The organism is Aeromonas sp. EERV15 (assembly GCF_900079845.1).
GTDB lineage: Bacteria > Pseudomonadota > Gammaproteobacteria > Enterobacterales > Aeromonadaceae > Aeromonas > Aeromonas sobria.
In genome coordinates this window covers 103,435-119,092 of record NZ_FKKY02000014.1, presented here as the reverse complement: position 1 = coordinate 119,092, position 15,658 = coordinate 103,435, and the positions used below count along the sequence as shown (strand labels likewise).

Sequence of the window (15,658 nt, the reverse complement as noted above, 5' to 3'; positions counted from 1 at the left end):
GGGTCACCATTAAGAGAATGGCTTGGCGTGTGGTAGGATATCGACCCTCTTTTTCGGTCAACGAGACGGCGCCGTGCACGACAACACCTACCTTCCCGATCACTTTTTACACCACATTGCGGCCATCATGCCGGCTCATCTGTCTATGGATGATTTTGTGGCCAGTTGTCGGCGACCGCTGCGGCGCAGCATTCGGGTCAATACCCTCAAGATCACTGTGTGTGACTTTTTGGCACAAATGCAGCCACAGGGTTGGCAGTTTGATCCCGTGCCCTGGTGTGACACCGGCTTCTGGTTGACCCGCAGCGATGAAACGGTTCCCCTCGGCAACACCGCCGAGCATTTGAGCGGGCTGTTCTACATTCAGGAAGCGAGTTCTATGCTGCCGGTGACGGCGCTATTTGCCAGCGACAAGATCAAAGCGGACGGCATGTTGCTGGATGCCGCGGCTGCCCCCGGCTCCAAGACCACCCAGATCGCCGCGCTGATGAACAATCAGGGAATGCTGGTTGCCAACGAGTTTTCCAGCAGCAGATTGAAAGTGCTCAGTGCCAATATCCAGCGCTGCGGTGTGACCAATGTGGGCATGACTCATTTTGATGCCAAGGTGTTTGGCCAGTGGCTGCCGGAAACCTTCGACGCCATCCTGCTCGATGCCCCCTGCTCCGGCGAAGGGACGGTACGTAAAGATGACGATGCCCTGCGCAACTGGAGCATCGAGAGCATCAATGAGATTGCTGCGGTGCAACAAGGGTTGCTGGAGAGCGCCTTCCATGCCCTGAAACCGGGTGGCGTGCTGGTCTACTCCACCTGCACCTTGAGTCAGCAAGAGAATCAGGCGGTCTGCCAATCCCTGCTGGACAAGTTCGGTGATGCCTTGAGTTTTGACTCGCTGGCTGACCTGTTCCCCTATGCAGAGCAGGCCTGCACATCCGAAGGATACCTGCACGTTTGGCCCCAGATCTTCGACAGTGAGGGCTTTTTCGTCGCCAGATTACGCAAGCTGCACTCGGTGCCCAATACCATGTTCAAACCGGGCAAGCTGGGAAAATTCCCCTTCTCACCGCTACCGGCCAAAGAGGCTGACCCCATGTTGCAAGAGATTGCAGCGACCTTTGGAGTAGTGCCGCAGGGACAACTGTTTGGTCGCAATGACGAGATCTGGCTCTTTCCCCATCTGTTTGAACAGGTACAGGGCAAGCTGCGTTTCGATCGCATCGGTATCAAGCTGGCTGAGACTTTCAAGAAGGGTTATCGACTCACCCATCAATGGGCACTGGCTTATGGTGATAAAGCCAGTCAAGGGTTTGTCGAGCTCGACAGTGCCAATGCCCGTGAATTTATGATGGGACGAGATGTCTGGCCTGAGCAGGCAGCTGGCGCTGGTGAGGTGATCGTCCGTTATCAGGGACATACCCTGGGCATGGGGAAATGGGTTGGCAGTCGGGTCAAGAATGCCCTCCCCCGGGAGCTGGTGCGTGACAACAATCTGTTCAATGCATAGTTGGCTATTTGGTGCGTAAGCAGCGGAGTGAGTCTGGAATAGCCACACTCAGGTTGAACTTCTCTTCGGATCTTGAAAAGCCTTGAGCCTTGTCTAAGCTTAAGGCAATCCGAACACCAGTTAGCGCACGGCTCTGCAAGGAGCCAATTCCCCTATGCCAGGTACAAGGAATTCGTACCTGGCTCTTTTTATCTCTTATCGTCCCGCCAATTCTTCATCGCTAGGCTTCTACAACAGTCTCTTCCACCAGACTGGCGACTGTGTTTTCAAGCTCTGATCCCCTGCCCAATTCATGTTGATAGAGCAGATCGATCGCTTGCTCTATCAGTGATGCCTGACTGTCTTCGAGGTGAATACCCAGATCAGCCAATCGCTCGGCGTGGCGATTGCTGATCCAGCATTGCAGTCGGGTATGGGTCTCCTGTTTACGTTTTACATGCTGACGCTGTCGCTCGGCGTTATTTTGTGGCACAGCCTCTTCGGCGTCACTCACTGCTATTTCATGGCTCATATGACCTTGCAATGCTCCATTATCAGATTTGTTATCTCTTACTTAATGCGTTTATCCATTGGCAGAGTGCCCTTCCCTCTTGAACGCTAGGCAGCGTGGCAAATATATCATCAGATCAACGAGATATCATTTAACATAAAAAATGCTTATACGCAGTCAGTGCACCTTCGATATTAGCGCTTCCCATCGTCAGACAAGCCACGGTCAGCGCGGCTTCCGTGCTTGCTGAGTACTTTTTTAAGATGCTATACCACGTTGCTTTTGCCTCTGGTGTCTTAGCTCTTACTGCATTCAGTGATATCACAACTTCCTCTGGATCCAGCCCCGCCCCTATCGCAAGAAAAATTGCTGTCTCATCAGTGAATTGGGCTCTTTCGTTGTTGATTGACGCAATGTAAGAGGTTGTAAAACCCAAGTCTTTCGATACTTGCGTGTAAGTCGTGTAGTTTTTGGCTCTCATGTAGGCCGCCATCAGTGTTTTTGAGTCCATTTTTATGCCCTTTTAGTTTGTCAACAATAGATTATCACACCTTCCCTGTGTCTGTTTTCGTGTGTTGTAAATAGTTCGCACATGCCTTAAAACTCACATCAACTTACCATTCAGTGAGTACGGACAGATGAGAGCGCAGACCCTACAGGAACAAATCCCCGTTTACCACGTTTGCCAGCAGTGTAATGGCGCGGGCTGTGCTGCTTGCTCCGACCTGTTGATTCTGGATGGTGACATTCAGCTTGACCCTGAATGGTCAGACGAAATCCCTGATCACTCCGTGAGCGCTGCCGCTGATAAGTCTGGTTCTGTTTGCGCCAAGTGTGGCAAATCCCGCTTTGACTCGGCCTATGGCTGCCTTGCCCCTCAGGTCTATTCCCCAGCTGCCGGTGATTGGGTATGCGGCAAAAAGACCACTTCCCCCTCCCCCAAGCGTGACCTCAGTTTTGATGACCGGAACATGTATCAGCGCCGTGAAGATGACCTTCGTCTTGCTGGTGAGTGGGAGGTCTAATCGCCATGGCATCGTTCACCTCCTACGCCTCCCGCCGTTCCCTTGATGGTCCCCGCAAGGCCAAGGCTCCCCTCTCCCTGCTGGCCGCTCCGGTGCAAACTGCCGATGAGCTGACCCCAGAGGAGTATCTGGAAAAGCTCCAGAACGAGCGCGGCCTCTGCGAGGATGACGTTGCGATCCTGCATCGTGTTTACTCGGATGGGTATCAGGCCACAACTGTAGCACTTGAGCGGCCCATCCCTGCCCTGCCCTTCAACCCCGTGCCGTTTAGCCCTGAGGCTCAAGCGGACAAATTCGCGGCCCTGCCTATCGGTGGTGCCCAAGACGCCAAACTGCGGGAGCGCGTAATCCTGCGTCACCCTGCTTGCACTGGGTGGTTCACACATGTCTATCAATCGCGTAATGCGCTACTGGGTATACAAGCTGCTAATGCATCAGCCCTTGAGCTTGATGCTTCTCTTTGCGTACGGGGTGATCTTGGAGAGTTCCGCTTTTCAGCTGACGATGAGTCTGTTGACACTTTCTCCATACGCTTTTCAGAACACGTGGGCCGCTTGGTTGCTACTCGGGCTCATGACGTGGCCCTGTGCCTTGTTCTTGAGCTTGCCCATCACTATGGCCTTTCTCCGGTGGCTACAGTCACCCAGTCGCAGAGGCAAGACCCGTATCCCACGCTTAATCGTTGGGCCGATGCTCAATGGGTTCGTCGTGTCGTACGCCGCGTTTCATCTCGCCGCCTTTATGACGCCGCTCGCCGATTCGGGCTTATCAGCGCAAGACTGGCAGCTTATACGACCGACCTCTCTGTTGCTCGCAGGGCTTTCCGCAGGGCTCGTAATGATGAAACCCTGTCAGCACTTGTGGCACACAATGCAAAGGATGTGTTCGATGCGGTAAGCATGAAAGACGCCATAGACGCCAGCGTCAGCAACCCCAAGAACCGTCGGGCCGAGCTGATGACCCGCTTGTCCGGCTTCGAGAAGTGCGCCAAGGAGCAACGTCATGTTGCAATCTTCCTGACCTTTACGTGTCCAAGCCGTTTCCACTCGGTTCACCGCAATGGCCAGCAGAACCAGAAATGGATCGATGCAAGCCGCCCCTCCGTCCGTGACGCCCAAGCATGGCTGACCAACTGCTGGAACAACATCCGCAAGCGCGCCGGAGAGGCTGAAATCAAGCCTTACGGCTTCCGGTTCGCCGAGCCCCATCACGATGGTACGCCCCACTGGCACGCTGTGTTGTTTATGACAACCCAACAGGCCAAGCAGTACATCGCCATTTGCCGCGCCCAGATGTTGGCCGACTCCGGCAATGAGCCAGGTGCCAAGCAACATCGCTTCAAGGTGGTCTTCATTGACCCGCGCAAGGGTTCCGCTGTGGGCTACTGCTCCAAGTACGTGGCCAAGAACATCGACGGCTTCGCTGTTGGCCGTGACCACGAAGCCGGAAAACGAGCCAAGGCCGTAGACACCGCCGCCCGCGTTGACGCGTGGAAATCCGATAACCGCATCCGTCAGTTCCAGCAGATTGGCGGCCCCTCAGTCACTGCATGGCGCGAGTTCCGCACCATCCGCGACGAACTCGATATGGAAGACCCTATGTTCCAACAACTCACCAAAGAGCAGCACTTCGCGCTCGAAAACGTCCGCAAAGCCGCTGACGCGGGAGACTGGGCCGCGTTCTGTTGCGCCATGGGTGGCGTTCAAGTTCGTCGCAACGACCAGACCGTGCGCGTTCACTACGGCATCCCCGAGACCATGAAGATGCTGTGCGACGAGGACGGCGTGGCCCTGCATACCCCGCGCAGCAAGACCCAGTACGGCGACGATGCGCCAGCCCGCGCAATGGGGCTTATGTACGCGAACATCTTCATGCTCACCCGCGCCAAAGAATGGCTCGTGACCTCCAAGGAGAAATGGGAAACGGCCTGCCGGAAGACCATGGAAGGCGTTCGCGACCAGTTCGAGGTCATGCGCGACGAGAAGGCTTACGCCTACATGGAGTACGAGGAGTATGAGGCCCTGCGCCACATGGCCATTTGTGATCACCAGTCTCGCGCATGGCTCTTGTTTTCCGACGACGAGCGCCTCGCGGGGCCCCCTCTGGGGTGCGAGCCGCACGGCGGCGGCTTGGACCCGTGTCATTAACTGTCCTGTCTTTACCAAAACCCAAACAACCGGAGATAACGAATATGGAAATTGTAGGAACCATCCTCGATGCCGACGACATCGTGCTGAGTACCCGTAAGCGCAACGAGATCGATGTGCAAATCGGTACTGTGAAATTCATGACCACCAAGCCCACCGCTGTCATCGAGTTCAGCCTGAGCGAGGAGCAGGTCAAAGCCAACTACCACGTCGAGCTGGCCAACATGGTCGGTCGCAAGGCCACCCTGCAGCTCGAATACGTGGACAACAGCTACGCGGGCAACGGCGGTCTGCACAAAACCTTCAACGGCTTCCGCCTGTTCGCCATTCCCTCCCCTGCTGAGAAGAAGGGTAACTAATGCGCTGCGTCCAGGTCACGACTGACGGTTTCTTGCAGGTCGCCAATACGGCGCTTGACCAGTGCCAAGGTGCGTACTTGGTCGAGCCACATGACATAGCTTCCATGGCTGCTTGGCTTGACCCTGCAACCGTGGGCTATGGAACTTTGGGCGCCATCATGGCTGCCTCTTTCACGGGTGTCATCTCTGTCTACTACGCCTCATGGGCGTGGGACAGACTGGCCTCAATTACTGGTATGAGATGAAGGAATATCACATGAAAAAAATGACCATTATTGCCGCTATGCTGATGACCGCTGGCGTTGCTCAAGCTGCTGGTGAAGGCTTCGATGTGTCCGGTGTTCAAACCGTGGTGCTGGCCGCTGTGACTGCCCTGCTCGGGTTCGTGGCTGCGGTGGGTCTGTCCAAGGCGGGTTTGGCGGCTGCCGTCTGGGGCTGGCGCAAGATCCAAGGTCTGGCGGGTAGCAAGTAACATCATGTTGCATCCACAAGGGGCGGCTATCGCTGCCCCTTTTTCATTGGAGAGGACGCCATGATTTGGGCTCCCATAATGTTCATCACAGGGTTGGTGCTGGCATATGCGATCATATCGGGAAATAATTCCCGCCATTAACTGGCGCTGGATAACAAAGAAAACCCTCAAGGCCTTGATGTACTGCATCAACCCGTTGAATTTCTTTAAGCTCATTTTCCGCCTGTTCAAGTGGGCCATCTTTATTATGTTCGGCGCAATTGCGCTGGGAATGCTCACACTGGCCATTGGTAATTATGCCCATGCTGCTGAATGGGTGCCATCAACTCAAAAGCAAATGTATACCTGCCCAGCTAACGCTCACTATGGTATTACCATGTCAACCGTTAGTTCTGTATCCCAGTGCACCACCATTTATAAGAATGCATTTGTTTCAAAATTCAGCTGTAAAGACCCGTCAAAAGTATTGTTAAGTCTTCAATCATCCGGTGGTAGTGGTGAAACATGGTTCATTTCTGCCCTTGGTTCTGCCAGTTGTACCGGTGAAAACTCACAAACGTTTCTCGTTGCAAAGGGGTCAATGCAATATGTTTGCCCTCCAGATGGTAAACCAGAATTTACCATGGGGCCTAAGGTCACAAATGACGGCACTATTTGTGAAAAGAAACCCCTTCAGTGTTTGCTTGGTTCGGTCAAGGACACCAACGCAATAACAGGCAAAGAGTTTTGTCGTCCTCTATGTGAAGGCATTGCGGGTAATACGTATGGTGATACAGCTAACCCTGTGAAGTTTTTCACGTCCACGTTTGGCTCGGTGAAAATACAGTGTTATGGCCAGTGTTCAATTAAGACCGTGGGCGGTGCTATCAATTTGGGTTCAAACCCCAATATATGGTCTGGTGTTGTTCAGTTCACTGGTGAGAATTGTCCTGTTCAGTCAAATGGCAATGTGGAAGACTCCTCAACAGCCGGTGTTGATACCCCTGTTACGCCACCAGATTCATCGCAGGCCACGAACAACGCTCAGAACCAGCTCCAGAACGCGGCCAACAGTGCGATTAGTAACACGACGTCAGGCGCAACCGGCACGGCCACGCTAAACAACGTGGTCGATAAGATAGCCGAGACCAGCAACAAAGAGATCAAGGCCACCAGTGAGCAGAACGCCGCGCTGGGTAAGGTCATCCAGCAGACTGGCAAGGACATACAGAGTTCAATCAAAGAGGCGCAGTTGTCGGCCTCACAAGGTGGTGCCGGTGCCAGTTTGGGACAGATACAGACAGCTAACGCCATCAAGGACGGCAACGCCCAGATTGGCACCAAGCTCGATGCCATCAAAGACGCCATCGAGAAGCAGGACGAGGGCGAAGGTGATAAGCCCCTGCCCCCAGGTGATACCACCATCAAGACGGATCCAACGTCGGTAAACCCACATCCCAACGACTGGGGAACACGTAATTACGGCACTGTCATGCAACAACATGTTACAGCGATGAACTCGTTACCGTTGTTCTCGTCCATCAGTGGATTCTTTGAGGTGAACATGGGTGCCGGTACGTGCCCGTCATTCAGTATCGACGTGCCCGATATTGGTGGTGTGGGTGGCGGTAGTCTGGTGTTTGACGTGTTCTGTAATGCTGACCTGCAAAAGATATTCGAAATAATCGCGTTGTGCGTGAAGCTATTAGGGCTTTATGCAGCGTTTAGAATTGCCCTGCTGGATTGAGGATAAACACAATGGAACTGTTAGATTCATTCAGGAAGTGGCTTAAAGATATGATAGAAAGCATCATCCTGTGGGTGGTGCATTTCTTCCAAGCCATATTCCAGTGGTTTGAAGATATTTTGCTGACTACGTTGGAAAAGATCCTTGCGGGGATCCGGTTCGTGATATCGAGCATTCCAATGCCGGACTTCCTGCAATACAGCTTGCAGGATCTCTTTAACTATATTCCCTCGGATGTTGTCTACTTCCTGAATATGTCGGGGATAGCGCAGGCGTTCCTGTTTATATCGATGGGTGTCGCCTTCCGGTTAGTTCGAAAAGTGGCAACGCTGTTCCAGTGGTAATGACTGCGTGACGCGATTATTTATGTTAAATGGAGTTATAACATGCTGATATTTCACGAAGGATTGCCGGGGTCGGGGAAAAGTTACGAGGCGTTGGTCTCGCATATCATCCCGCGTTTAAAGGATGGTCGTAATGTCGATGCCTATATCGAGGGCCTTAATTACGAAAAGATTGCAGAACTGGCCGAGATAACGCTGGAAGAATGCCAAGAGCAGCTCAAGCAGATCACCCGTGAGCAGGTTCCCACCATCCATGAACACGTAAGGGACAAAAGCCTCGTTATCATCGATGAGAGTCAGAACTTTTGGCCGTCAGGTCGGCAGAAATTACCAGACCCGATCATCCAATTGGTGACCGAACATCGCCACCGTGGCCTTGATATCGTGTTGATGGGGCAGAACCTCAACGATGTTCACTCCATGTGGCGCAACCGTATCGACAAGAAGTTTGTTTTCAAGAAACTGGACGCCGTTGGCCAGTCTAAGCGCTATTCGTGGACTGCCTACAGTGGTTCCCTAAGGGCAGACGGCCAGCGCAGCCGTATCGAGTTCGAGAAGCTGACAGGCGGCATCCGGCTCTATGACCCCAAGTATTTCGGCAGCTACGCCAGCACCACCTCAGAAGACAACGAGATGGGGGTCTATAAAGATGACCGGACGAACATATTCAAGTCAGCCAAGTTCAAGTACGGGCTGCCAATTGCGGCGCTGTTGCTGATTGGTGGGCTCTGGTTCGCCATCGATACCATGCTCAATTTCAACAGCAAGACGGGGGCCGAAGACTTGGCCAAGCAGGAGGCGCAGCAACATGATGTTGCATTGCCTTCGTCACCTGGCCAGCCAGCATCCCCGCCCCCACCACCGGCCAAACCCAAGGTTGATGATCTGTTCACTCAGACCCTTGAGGCTGGCCAGCCTGTTCTCACGTCTCATACGATGGTTAACGGCATCCTGCTCGATGCATGGGTGGAAGTGTGGGACGACAAAGACAACTCAATCATGATGTGGCGTTCGTCTGACCTCACGCAATTGGGCTGGACTGTCGTCATGAAGTCCTACGGCTTGGTGATCAGCAAAGGTAAGGTGACCATGCTCATTCGTGAGCGCAACACCATACCAGCAGGCAAGAAGGACAGCTTGACCGCAGGCGTTGCGGGGTCAGTGGAGAAGGCTTTGTGATGCCCGACCACCAATTTCATTGAGTGACAACTCAAGTAAACGAGCGGCCGAAGGCCATAGCGAGTATAAGGCCGCCCACTGAATTCCATGTTTTGGAAAGTGGTGGGACGGCCGAAACTTCTTTGGAATGCATCCCTGATGCAGGGCCCCCCCCCTTCCCTGCAAAACCGATCTTTAATGCCACGGAAAGAGCACCCAGCCGTAAAGGTTGAGGAAGGAGCGAAGCGAGGACGAGACCTTGCAGGCTAAGGGGTGCGGGTGGTAACAGCTCGTCCTCCTGTCGTAGACAAGCGACACTCAAGGTCTTCGTGTTTTTTCAGTCATCACCCCAGCAAACCCTCGTCACTCCACGTCAATCCACCCATACAGCACCGCAGCCGTAAAGGTTGAGGAAGGAGCGAAGCGAGGACGAGACCTTGCAGGCTAAGTGGTGCGGCCATGTGAATTCCTTAGCGCCCCGTGTGCTTAACCCGTGGTGATTTCCATCGCTTGAAGTGCTCGACGCCCATGATGTCGATCAATTCCAGTCGTTGACGTGTCATTTGTGACCCTGCGGGCGTTATCAGGTGGTATCCGGACATTCTCCATCCCTCCCAATATCGCTCGAAAATTGTTGGTAATTCCCTGCCTGACGCCATCCGCATAACCCGTTTGCAGATGTCGGGGATCTTTTTCCCCTCGTCCCATAGCGTGACCTCCGTCACAGAAACAAAACAAAGATTTGCTGTTTCTTCGACGCTAAACCCGCACTCAAACCAACGAAAAATGAAGTTTTTTGTGATATTCCGTTTCATACAATCCAAACCGTCAAAACTGGTCTATTCCAGCGGGGCACAGTTTGAGGCTGTATTTAACGTAATCTGTACGGTGACGCAGTTGTGTCAAAGCAAGCCATCGAGCGCGTGATCGGAGAATTTATGGGCATCATCGAAGTACTCCTGCAGGGTCCGCATATCCTTGTGGCGAGTGACTTCAATGATCTTGTTCATCGGTTTGCCAGCTGTGACTGCCGAGGTGATAAATCCGCGCCGCAAGCTGTGGCCACTGACGTAGAGATCATCGATGGCTTGACCGGTGCGCCGCTTGATCATCAGGTTTATCCCTTGTGGCCCCAGGGGATCTGGCATGAGTTGCCCCCAGCGGTTTATCCGCCGAAACAGCGTCCCCTCGCTGATCCGGCTTTTGTGTAGCCACTTTTGTAGTGCCGATACGGGGCAATAGTGCTTGCCCGGGATCAGGGCTATCTCGGTTTCATGTAGCTGATGCTTGCTCGGCTTGAGGCGAAGGCGGATCCCCTGCCCCACAAAATCGAGATCGCTCACTTCAATTCTGGCCGCTTCCGAGCGGCGCAAGGCGCCACTGAACATCAAGAGCAGCAGGGTGTGATCGCGAAGGCCGGCCAGATCATTGGTGTCGATACCATCCAATACCCGAGTTAATGGTTGCAGCGTTAATGCACCTGTCTTGCGCTTACGGTTATCTCCCAGTCGCACTATACCGCGCATCATCTCCTTGATTTCGGGATGCTCGGTCGGCATTGGGTTAATGCCTTTTTGTTTGAAGGCGTAGCGGATCCCCGCCAGCCGTCTCACCAGGGTTGCCGGTTTTCGAGGTTCACCGTTACGCAGCTCCCCCTTCCCCTCCTCTTTATCGAGCCATACCCAGTCGGCCAATACCCCATCTGCCTGATCTGCCAGAAAGTTCATAATGTCGTGATGGGTGGTTTGCAGCGGATCCAGCCCGTGCAATTGGCACCAGAAGACAAAAATACGGGTATCGGCCTGATAAGCATTGAGGGTTGAATCGGCTTTTGAACTGCGTAAAAAGCGACGTGCCCGGCTATTTAGTTGCGCATCGAAAACAGTCTGCAGTGACTGATGAGCCGGATTGGACAAGCTTGGAAATGCCACGGAACTCTATGATTCATATGAAGTTTAAGAGGATTTTACAGGATCCGCCTCATACATCAAGTATCGATAATGAATATTATCGATACTTGATGTGACTTGATTTAATCCCCTTAACCACCATAGAACCTATTGAACATGTCGATGTTAATAGCAGCTGTTAGGCATGAATTTAGAATAAGTGGACACAACAGTAAGTAAGAGATAACGAGGTATTATATTGATATTGACGGGGGTAATCAGCTTGATATTTGAAATGTAAGAGGCCCCGAACAACGGGGCCTTTGGATTATTTTTTCGCCAACTTGAACAGTTCAAAGAAATTATGGCTGGTCGCTTCTGCCAATTCGTTAAGCGGTATATGACGCAGGTCGGCAATAAACTGGGCGACGTCTCGCACAAAGGCGGGTTCGTTCTCCCTCCCCCGATGGGGTACCGGTGCAAGATAGGGCGAGTCGGTCTCGACCAGCAATCGGTCGAGGGGCAGTGCCTTGACCACTTCTTGCAGTACAGACGCATTTTTGAAGGTGGCAATCCCGGAGATGGAGATATAAAAACCCATCTCCATCGCTGCTTGCGCCATTTCGAGGGATTCGGTGAAACAGTGCAACACGCCGCCGACCTGATCCGCCCCCTCTTCGCGCATGATCTGCAAGGTATCTTGCTGGGCATCGCGAGTGTGAATGATCAGCGGCTTGTTAAGGGCTCGGGCAACCCGGATATGTTCGCGGAAAGAGGCTTGCTGCACCTCTTTGTTCTCCGGCGAGTAGAAGTAGTCGAGCCCGGTCTCACCGATGGCGATCACTCGTTCGTCCGCCGCCTGGATCAGCAACAAGGCAGCATCCACACCGGGTTCCTGATTGAGCGGGTGCACCCCGCAAGAGGCAAACACCTGAGAATATGGGGCTATCGCCTCGAGCATGGTCGGGAACTGGGCCTGAGTCACACTGACACAGAGAAAATATCCCACATCCAGTTTCGCGGCCTTGGCCAGTACATCGGCCATGCTGGTCTGCTTGCTACCATAGCTGAGGCGATCGAGATGACAGTGGGAATCAACGAGTAACATATAAAACCTTTATTCTTGTCGGAACTATAACCAGCGACTGAGCCAGTTCATCAGATGGATGGTGGGGTTGGAGAGCTGTCCCGGCTGGCAAGCAGCCTTGAGGGCAACCAGATCTTGTTCTGCCTCCAGCAGTTTTTCGCTGGAGTGCTGCTCTGCCAGTCGTTGACTCAAGATCGCCAGATCCGGCATCGCCAACTGGTGGTGACCGCATCCCGCCTGGGTTTTCAACGCGTCGCATAAAAACAGCTGCAGCCAGTGCAACCTGACCTGGGTCTCTTGCCCCAACTGGCTACAAACTGCGGTTGCTTTGATGGGGCTTTGCCGCAGAGCGACGAAATTTTCCAGCAGTTCGCGGCGAGTTCCGTCCTGTTGCTGCTCGATATAATCGAGTACCCGCAATGGGGCGCCCTGACAGATCCGCACTTGGGCCAAGGTGGCCTGATGACCCTGCTCTGCTAACCAGCGTACTGTCTCCCCTTCCGCCGGCAACTGGCAGACATGTTTGTGACAGCGACTGAGAATGGTGGGGAGCAGCCGGGAAACTTGGGAGGCAATCAGTAGCAGCAAGCTGTCGCCAGCCGGCTCTTCCAGGGTTTTCAGCAGGGCGTTGGCTGCCGATTCGGTCATCCGCTCCGCATCAGGAATGATCACCACTTTGCCACGGCCGAGCTGGGCAGAACCCTGCAGCCGGGTGCAGATCTCGCGAATGGCCTCGACCCCGATGGTCTTGCTGTCACGAGCGATGGTGCCGAGATCCGGGTGGTTACCCTTGTCAAACAGCTGGCAAGAGTGGCAATGACCGCACGGTTCTCCGCGATCCGGTTGCTGGCAAAGGTGCAAGCGAGCCAGTCGTTCGGCCAGCTGTTCCTTGCCAAGACCGGGATCTCCGAGCAGCAGCCAGGCGTGACCGAGCCGACCGGACTGAGCTGTCTGGCTTAAACGGTGCCAATCCGGGATCAGCCAAGGATACATAGCTGCTCGTTCGACAGATAGTGGTCTAATGCATGCTCGATGGCCGCTTTAACCTGATCCGGCGTTTGCGCCGCATCGATCACCACAATGGAATCATCCTTGGCGGCCAGTTCGAGATAACGCGCTCGGGTACGCTCGAAGAAACTGAGCTGCTCCAGTTCGATGCGATCCAGCTCGCCCCGATGGCGGGCGCGTTGCAAGCCAAGGGCGGGATCGATATCGAGATAGAGGGTGAAATCCGGCTTGAAGTTGCCGAGCACCGCCTGCTTGATGGCACCGATCAGGTTGGCATTGATACCACGGCCACCACCCTGATAGGCCTGGGAGGAGAGATCGTGGCGATCCCCCACTACCCAGATACCGTCGGCCAGTGCCGGTTTGATGCGAGTCTCCACCAGTTGTACCCGGGAGGCATACATCAACAACAGTTCGGCTTCGATGGTAAGGCGCTCATCGTGTACCTCTTTGACGATGGCGCGCATCCGCTCCGCCAGCGGGGTACCACCCGGCTCGCGGGTGCACTCGATCTTGTCAATACCGTGGCGCTGCAGATAGTCAGTGACATAACGCACGGCCGAGCTCTTCCCTGCCCCTTCCAATCCTTCGATCACAATAAATTTAGACATTAAGGTTTCTTCAATATGAATTCGCGAACCGCACGATTGTGTTCATCGAGGGTCTTGGAGAAATAGTGGGCACCGCCCCCCTTGGCGACAAAATAGAGATAGTCGCTCGCCAGCGGGTTGAGCGCTGCTTCAATAGAGGCTTTGCCCGGCATGGCGATAGGCGTGGGCGGCAAACCATCGATCACATAAGTGTTGTAGGGGTTCTTGTCGGTCAGATCGCTGCGGCGAATATTGCCATCGTAGCGATCCTTCACCCCGTAAATAACGGTGGGATCAGTCTGTAACTTCATCCCCAGACGCAGGCGATTGACAAATACAGCGGCAATTTGTGCTCGCTCGTCAGGCTGGCCGGTCTCTTTTTCGATGATGGACGCCATGATCAGCGCCTCATAGGGCGTCTTGTAGGGCAAGTTGGCCTGACGTTTCTCCCAGCTCTGCTGCAAGAAGGTCTCCATATCCTGATGGGCTCGGCGCAATAGCGATAGATCGCTGGCATGGGTGGTATAGGCGTAGGTTTCCGGCAGGAACCACCCTTCCAGCTTGCCATTCTCGATGCCGAGCTCCTGCGCCAGATCGGCTTCTGATTGCTCGACCGTCAACCGCTCAAGATACGGCGCACTGGATAGCTGCTTCTGCCAATCCTCGAAACGGGACCCTTCAACGAAGGTAAGGCTGAAGTGAAACTCCTTGCCTGAGGCAAACAGGGAGAGGGTATCCTTGAGGGGAGCCCCTTCCTTGATCTCATAGGTGCCCGATTTGATGGCCACCAATTCAGGATGACCACGCAGCCAAAGCCGCACCGCCCATGGGCTGGTTTCCCCCTCCCCCAACTCAGTGATCAAGCGGGCAGCATGAGCCCCTTTTTCCACCGTAAAGAGCCGGGTCGGCCCTTTGTTGGTGAGTGTCTCCACCTGTTGCCATTTGTAGTGCACATAGCCCCCGGAGACGGCAACAGTCAGTGCCGCCCCCGCAAGCAGGGTGTAAAGCCGATTAAACTTCAATGACCAAACGCTCCTGTAAACGGCGACTCAATACCGCGGCGGGATAATAAATATCCTCGATACCGTTGACCGGCACCACCCCCATCAGGGTATTAGTGAGCCATACCTCTTCTGCCTGCCATAGTGACTCCAGAGGAGCCTCCACCACACGCAACTCAATACTCATCTGTTTCAGCATCGCCATCACCTGGCGGCGCATGATGCCATCGACACCACCGCGGGCCAGATCCGGTGTAAATACCGTCTTGCCTCGACGCCAAAACAGATTGGCACTGACCCCTTCAGTCAGAAAACCACGACTGTTGAGCACTATCCCTTCGACTGCATCGCGGCTGACAAGTTCGCTTTTCAGCAATACCTGCTCCAGACGATTCAAGGTTTTAAGCCCGGCCAGCATGGGGGCATCACCGATCCGCTGGCGGCACACCACCATCTCGATACCCTGCTGTTGCCACTGGCCATAGTGGGTGGGAAATGGCGCCAGGTTGATAATGCGGGTGGTGTGCTGACAGCCGCTGCCATCATAGCCTCTGCCACCCTCGCCGCGGGTCAGGATCACCTTGGCCACACATTGTGGCTGGTTGGCCACCATCTCTTCAACTTCTTGGGTCAACAGATCCCAGTCAGGTTCAACCAATCCCAGCCGGTTGTTGGCCTGCTGCAACCGAGCCAGATGGGCCGGCCACTGCAACACCCGGCCATCTCTGACCGCCATGGTGGTGAAATGACCGTCACCATAGGCCAGCCCCCGATCATATGCCGAGATGCTATCAAGCTTCATTCCATTGATAAGCAAAGGGATCCCTCCGATAAAAAAGGCCCGATACCGGCAGTATC

Annotated in this window: 17 protein-coding genes; 8 read left to right on the top strand and 9 right to left on the bottom strand. The window is 54.2% G+C overall.

What is annotated here, in order from left to right; genetic code table 11:
• Positions 1-73: 73 nt before the first annotated feature.
• Complete coding sequence (rsmF, locus tag BN4575_RS13760) at positions 74-1,504, top strand: 16S rRNA (cytosine(1407)-C(5))-methyltransferase RsmF (RefSeq protein WP_068978588.1); 1,431 nt, start codon at positions 74-76, stop codon at positions 1,502-1,504.
• 220 nt (positions 1,505-1,724) lie between these two features.
• Here the strand turns inward: rsmF and BN4575_RS13755 are convergent, their stop codons facing one another.
• Both BN4575_RS13755 and BN4575_RS13750 read right to left on the bottom strand, forming a co-directional pair.
• Positions 1,725-2,015, bottom strand: coding sequence for a RepB family protein (locus tag BN4575_RS13755; protein ID WP_068978587.1), 291 nt, complete (start codon positions 2,013-2,015; stop codon positions 1,725-1,727).
• Between the two features lie 130 nt (positions 2,016-2,145).
• Positions 2,146-2,505 carry a DUF3693 domain-containing protein gene (locus BN4575_RS13750; RefSeq protein WP_068978586.1) on the bottom strand — a complete coding sequence of 120 codons (360 nt, stop codon included), beginning with the start codon at positions 2,503-2,505 and terminating at the stop codon, positions 2,146-2,148.
• A gap of 280 nt (positions 2,506-2,785) precedes the next feature.
• Here BN4575_RS13750 and BN4575_RS21780 point away from each other — a divergent pair, with 280 nt between their 5' ends.
• From BN4575_RS21780 to BN4575_RS13700, 7 genes are all read left to right on the top strand, one after another.
• Positions 2,786-3,019: a hypothetical protein gene (locus BN4575_RS21780; RefSeq protein WP_141689798.1), complete on the top strand. Its 234-nt coding sequence runs from the start codon at positions 2,786-2,788 to the stop codon at positions 3,017-3,019.
• Between the two features lie 5 nt (positions 3,020-3,024).
• Positions 3,025-5,166, top strand: a complete 2,142-nt coding sequence (locus BN4575_RS21265; protein ID WP_083221043.1) for a replication endonuclease — start codon at positions 3,025-3,027, stop codon at positions 5,164-5,166.
• A 44-nt stretch (positions 5,167-5,210) separates the two neighbouring features.
• Complete coding sequence (locus tag BN4575_RS13725) at positions 5,211-5,525, top strand: hypothetical protein (RefSeq protein WP_068978581.1); 315 nt, start codon at positions 5,211-5,213, stop codon at positions 5,523-5,525.
• A 256-nt stretch (positions 5,526-5,781) separates the two neighbouring features.
• The gene (locus tag BN4575_RS13715) at positions 5,782-5,997 is read left to right on the top strand and encodes a hypothetical protein (protein ID WP_068978579.1); all 216 of its coding nucleotides are present in this window, start codon (positions 5,782-5,784) and stop codon (positions 5,995-5,997) included.
• 106 nt (positions 5,998-6,103) lie between these two features.
• Complete coding sequence (locus tag BN4575_RS13710; RefSeq protein ID WP_068978578.1) at positions 6,104-7,723, top strand: hypothetical protein; 1,620 nt, start codon at positions 6,104-6,106, stop codon at positions 7,721-7,723.
• An 11-nt stretch (positions 7,724-7,734) separates the two neighbouring features.
• Positions 7,735-8,067 (top strand): DUF2523 family protein, encoded by a 333-nt coding sequence (locus BN4575_RS13705; protein WP_068978577.1) that lies wholly within the window; start codon positions 7,735-7,737, stop codon positions 8,065-8,067.
• Between the two features lie 42 nt (positions 8,068-8,109).
• Positions 8,110-9,246, top strand: a complete 1,137-nt coding sequence (locus BN4575_RS13700; RefSeq protein ID WP_068978576.1) for a zonular occludens toxin family protein — start codon at positions 8,110-8,112, stop codon at positions 9,244-9,246.
• A 449-nt stretch (positions 9,247-9,695) separates the two neighbouring features.
• Here BN4575_RS13700 and BN4575_RS13695 read toward each other — a convergent pair whose 3' ends face one another.
• The 7 genes from BN4575_RS13695 to pabC all read right to left on the bottom strand — a co-directional run bounded on the left by BN4575_RS13695 (position 9,696) and on the right by pabC (position 15,617).
• Positions 9,696-10,040 (bottom strand): DUF3653 domain-containing protein, encoded by a 345-nt coding sequence (locus BN4575_RS13695; RefSeq protein WP_068978575.1) that lies wholly within the window; start codon positions 10,038-10,040, stop codon positions 9,696-9,698.
• Positions 10,041-10,127: 87 nt separating this feature from the next.
• Positions 10,128-11,156, bottom strand: a complete 1,029-nt coding sequence (locus tag BN4575_RS13690) for a site-specific integrase (RefSeq protein WP_141689797.1) — start codon at positions 11,154-11,156, stop codon at positions 10,128-10,130.
• A gap of 286 nt (positions 11,157-11,442) precedes the next feature.
• Positions 11,443-12,222 (bottom strand): TatD family hydrolase, encoded by a 780-nt coding sequence (locus tag BN4575_RS13685; RefSeq protein ID WP_068978574.1) that lies wholly within the window; start codon positions 12,220-12,222, stop codon positions 11,443-11,445.
• Between the two features lie 24 nt (positions 12,223-12,246).
• Positions 12,247-13,194 (bottom strand): DNA polymerase III subunit delta', encoded by a 948-nt coding sequence (holB, locus tag BN4575_RS13680; RefSeq protein WP_068978573.1) that lies wholly within the window; start codon positions 13,192-13,194, stop codon positions 12,247-12,249.
• Positions 13,179-13,820 carry a dTMP kinase gene (gene tmk / locus BN4575_RS13675; RefSeq protein ID WP_068978572.1) on the bottom strand — a complete coding sequence of 214 codons (642 nt, stop codon included), beginning with the start codon at positions 13,818-13,820 and terminating at the stop codon, positions 13,179-13,181. The genes holB and tmk overlap by 16 nt, the downstream gene beginning before the upstream one ends.
• A complete protein-coding gene (mltG, locus tag BN4575_RS13670; RefSeq protein WP_068978571.1) occupies positions 13,820-14,821 on the bottom strand; it encodes an endolytic transglycosylase MltG in 1,002 nt (333 codons plus the stop codon). The genes tmk and mltG overlap by 1 nt, the downstream gene beginning before the upstream one ends.
• Positions 14,811-15,617: an aminodeoxychorismate lyase gene (gene pabC, locus BN4575_RS13665; RefSeq protein WP_068978570.1), complete on the bottom strand. Its 807-nt coding sequence runs from the start codon at positions 15,615-15,617 to the stop codon at positions 14,811-14,813. The genes mltG and pabC overlap by 11 nt, the downstream gene beginning before the upstream one ends.
• Between the last annotated feature and the right edge of the window lie 41 nt (positions 15,618-15,658).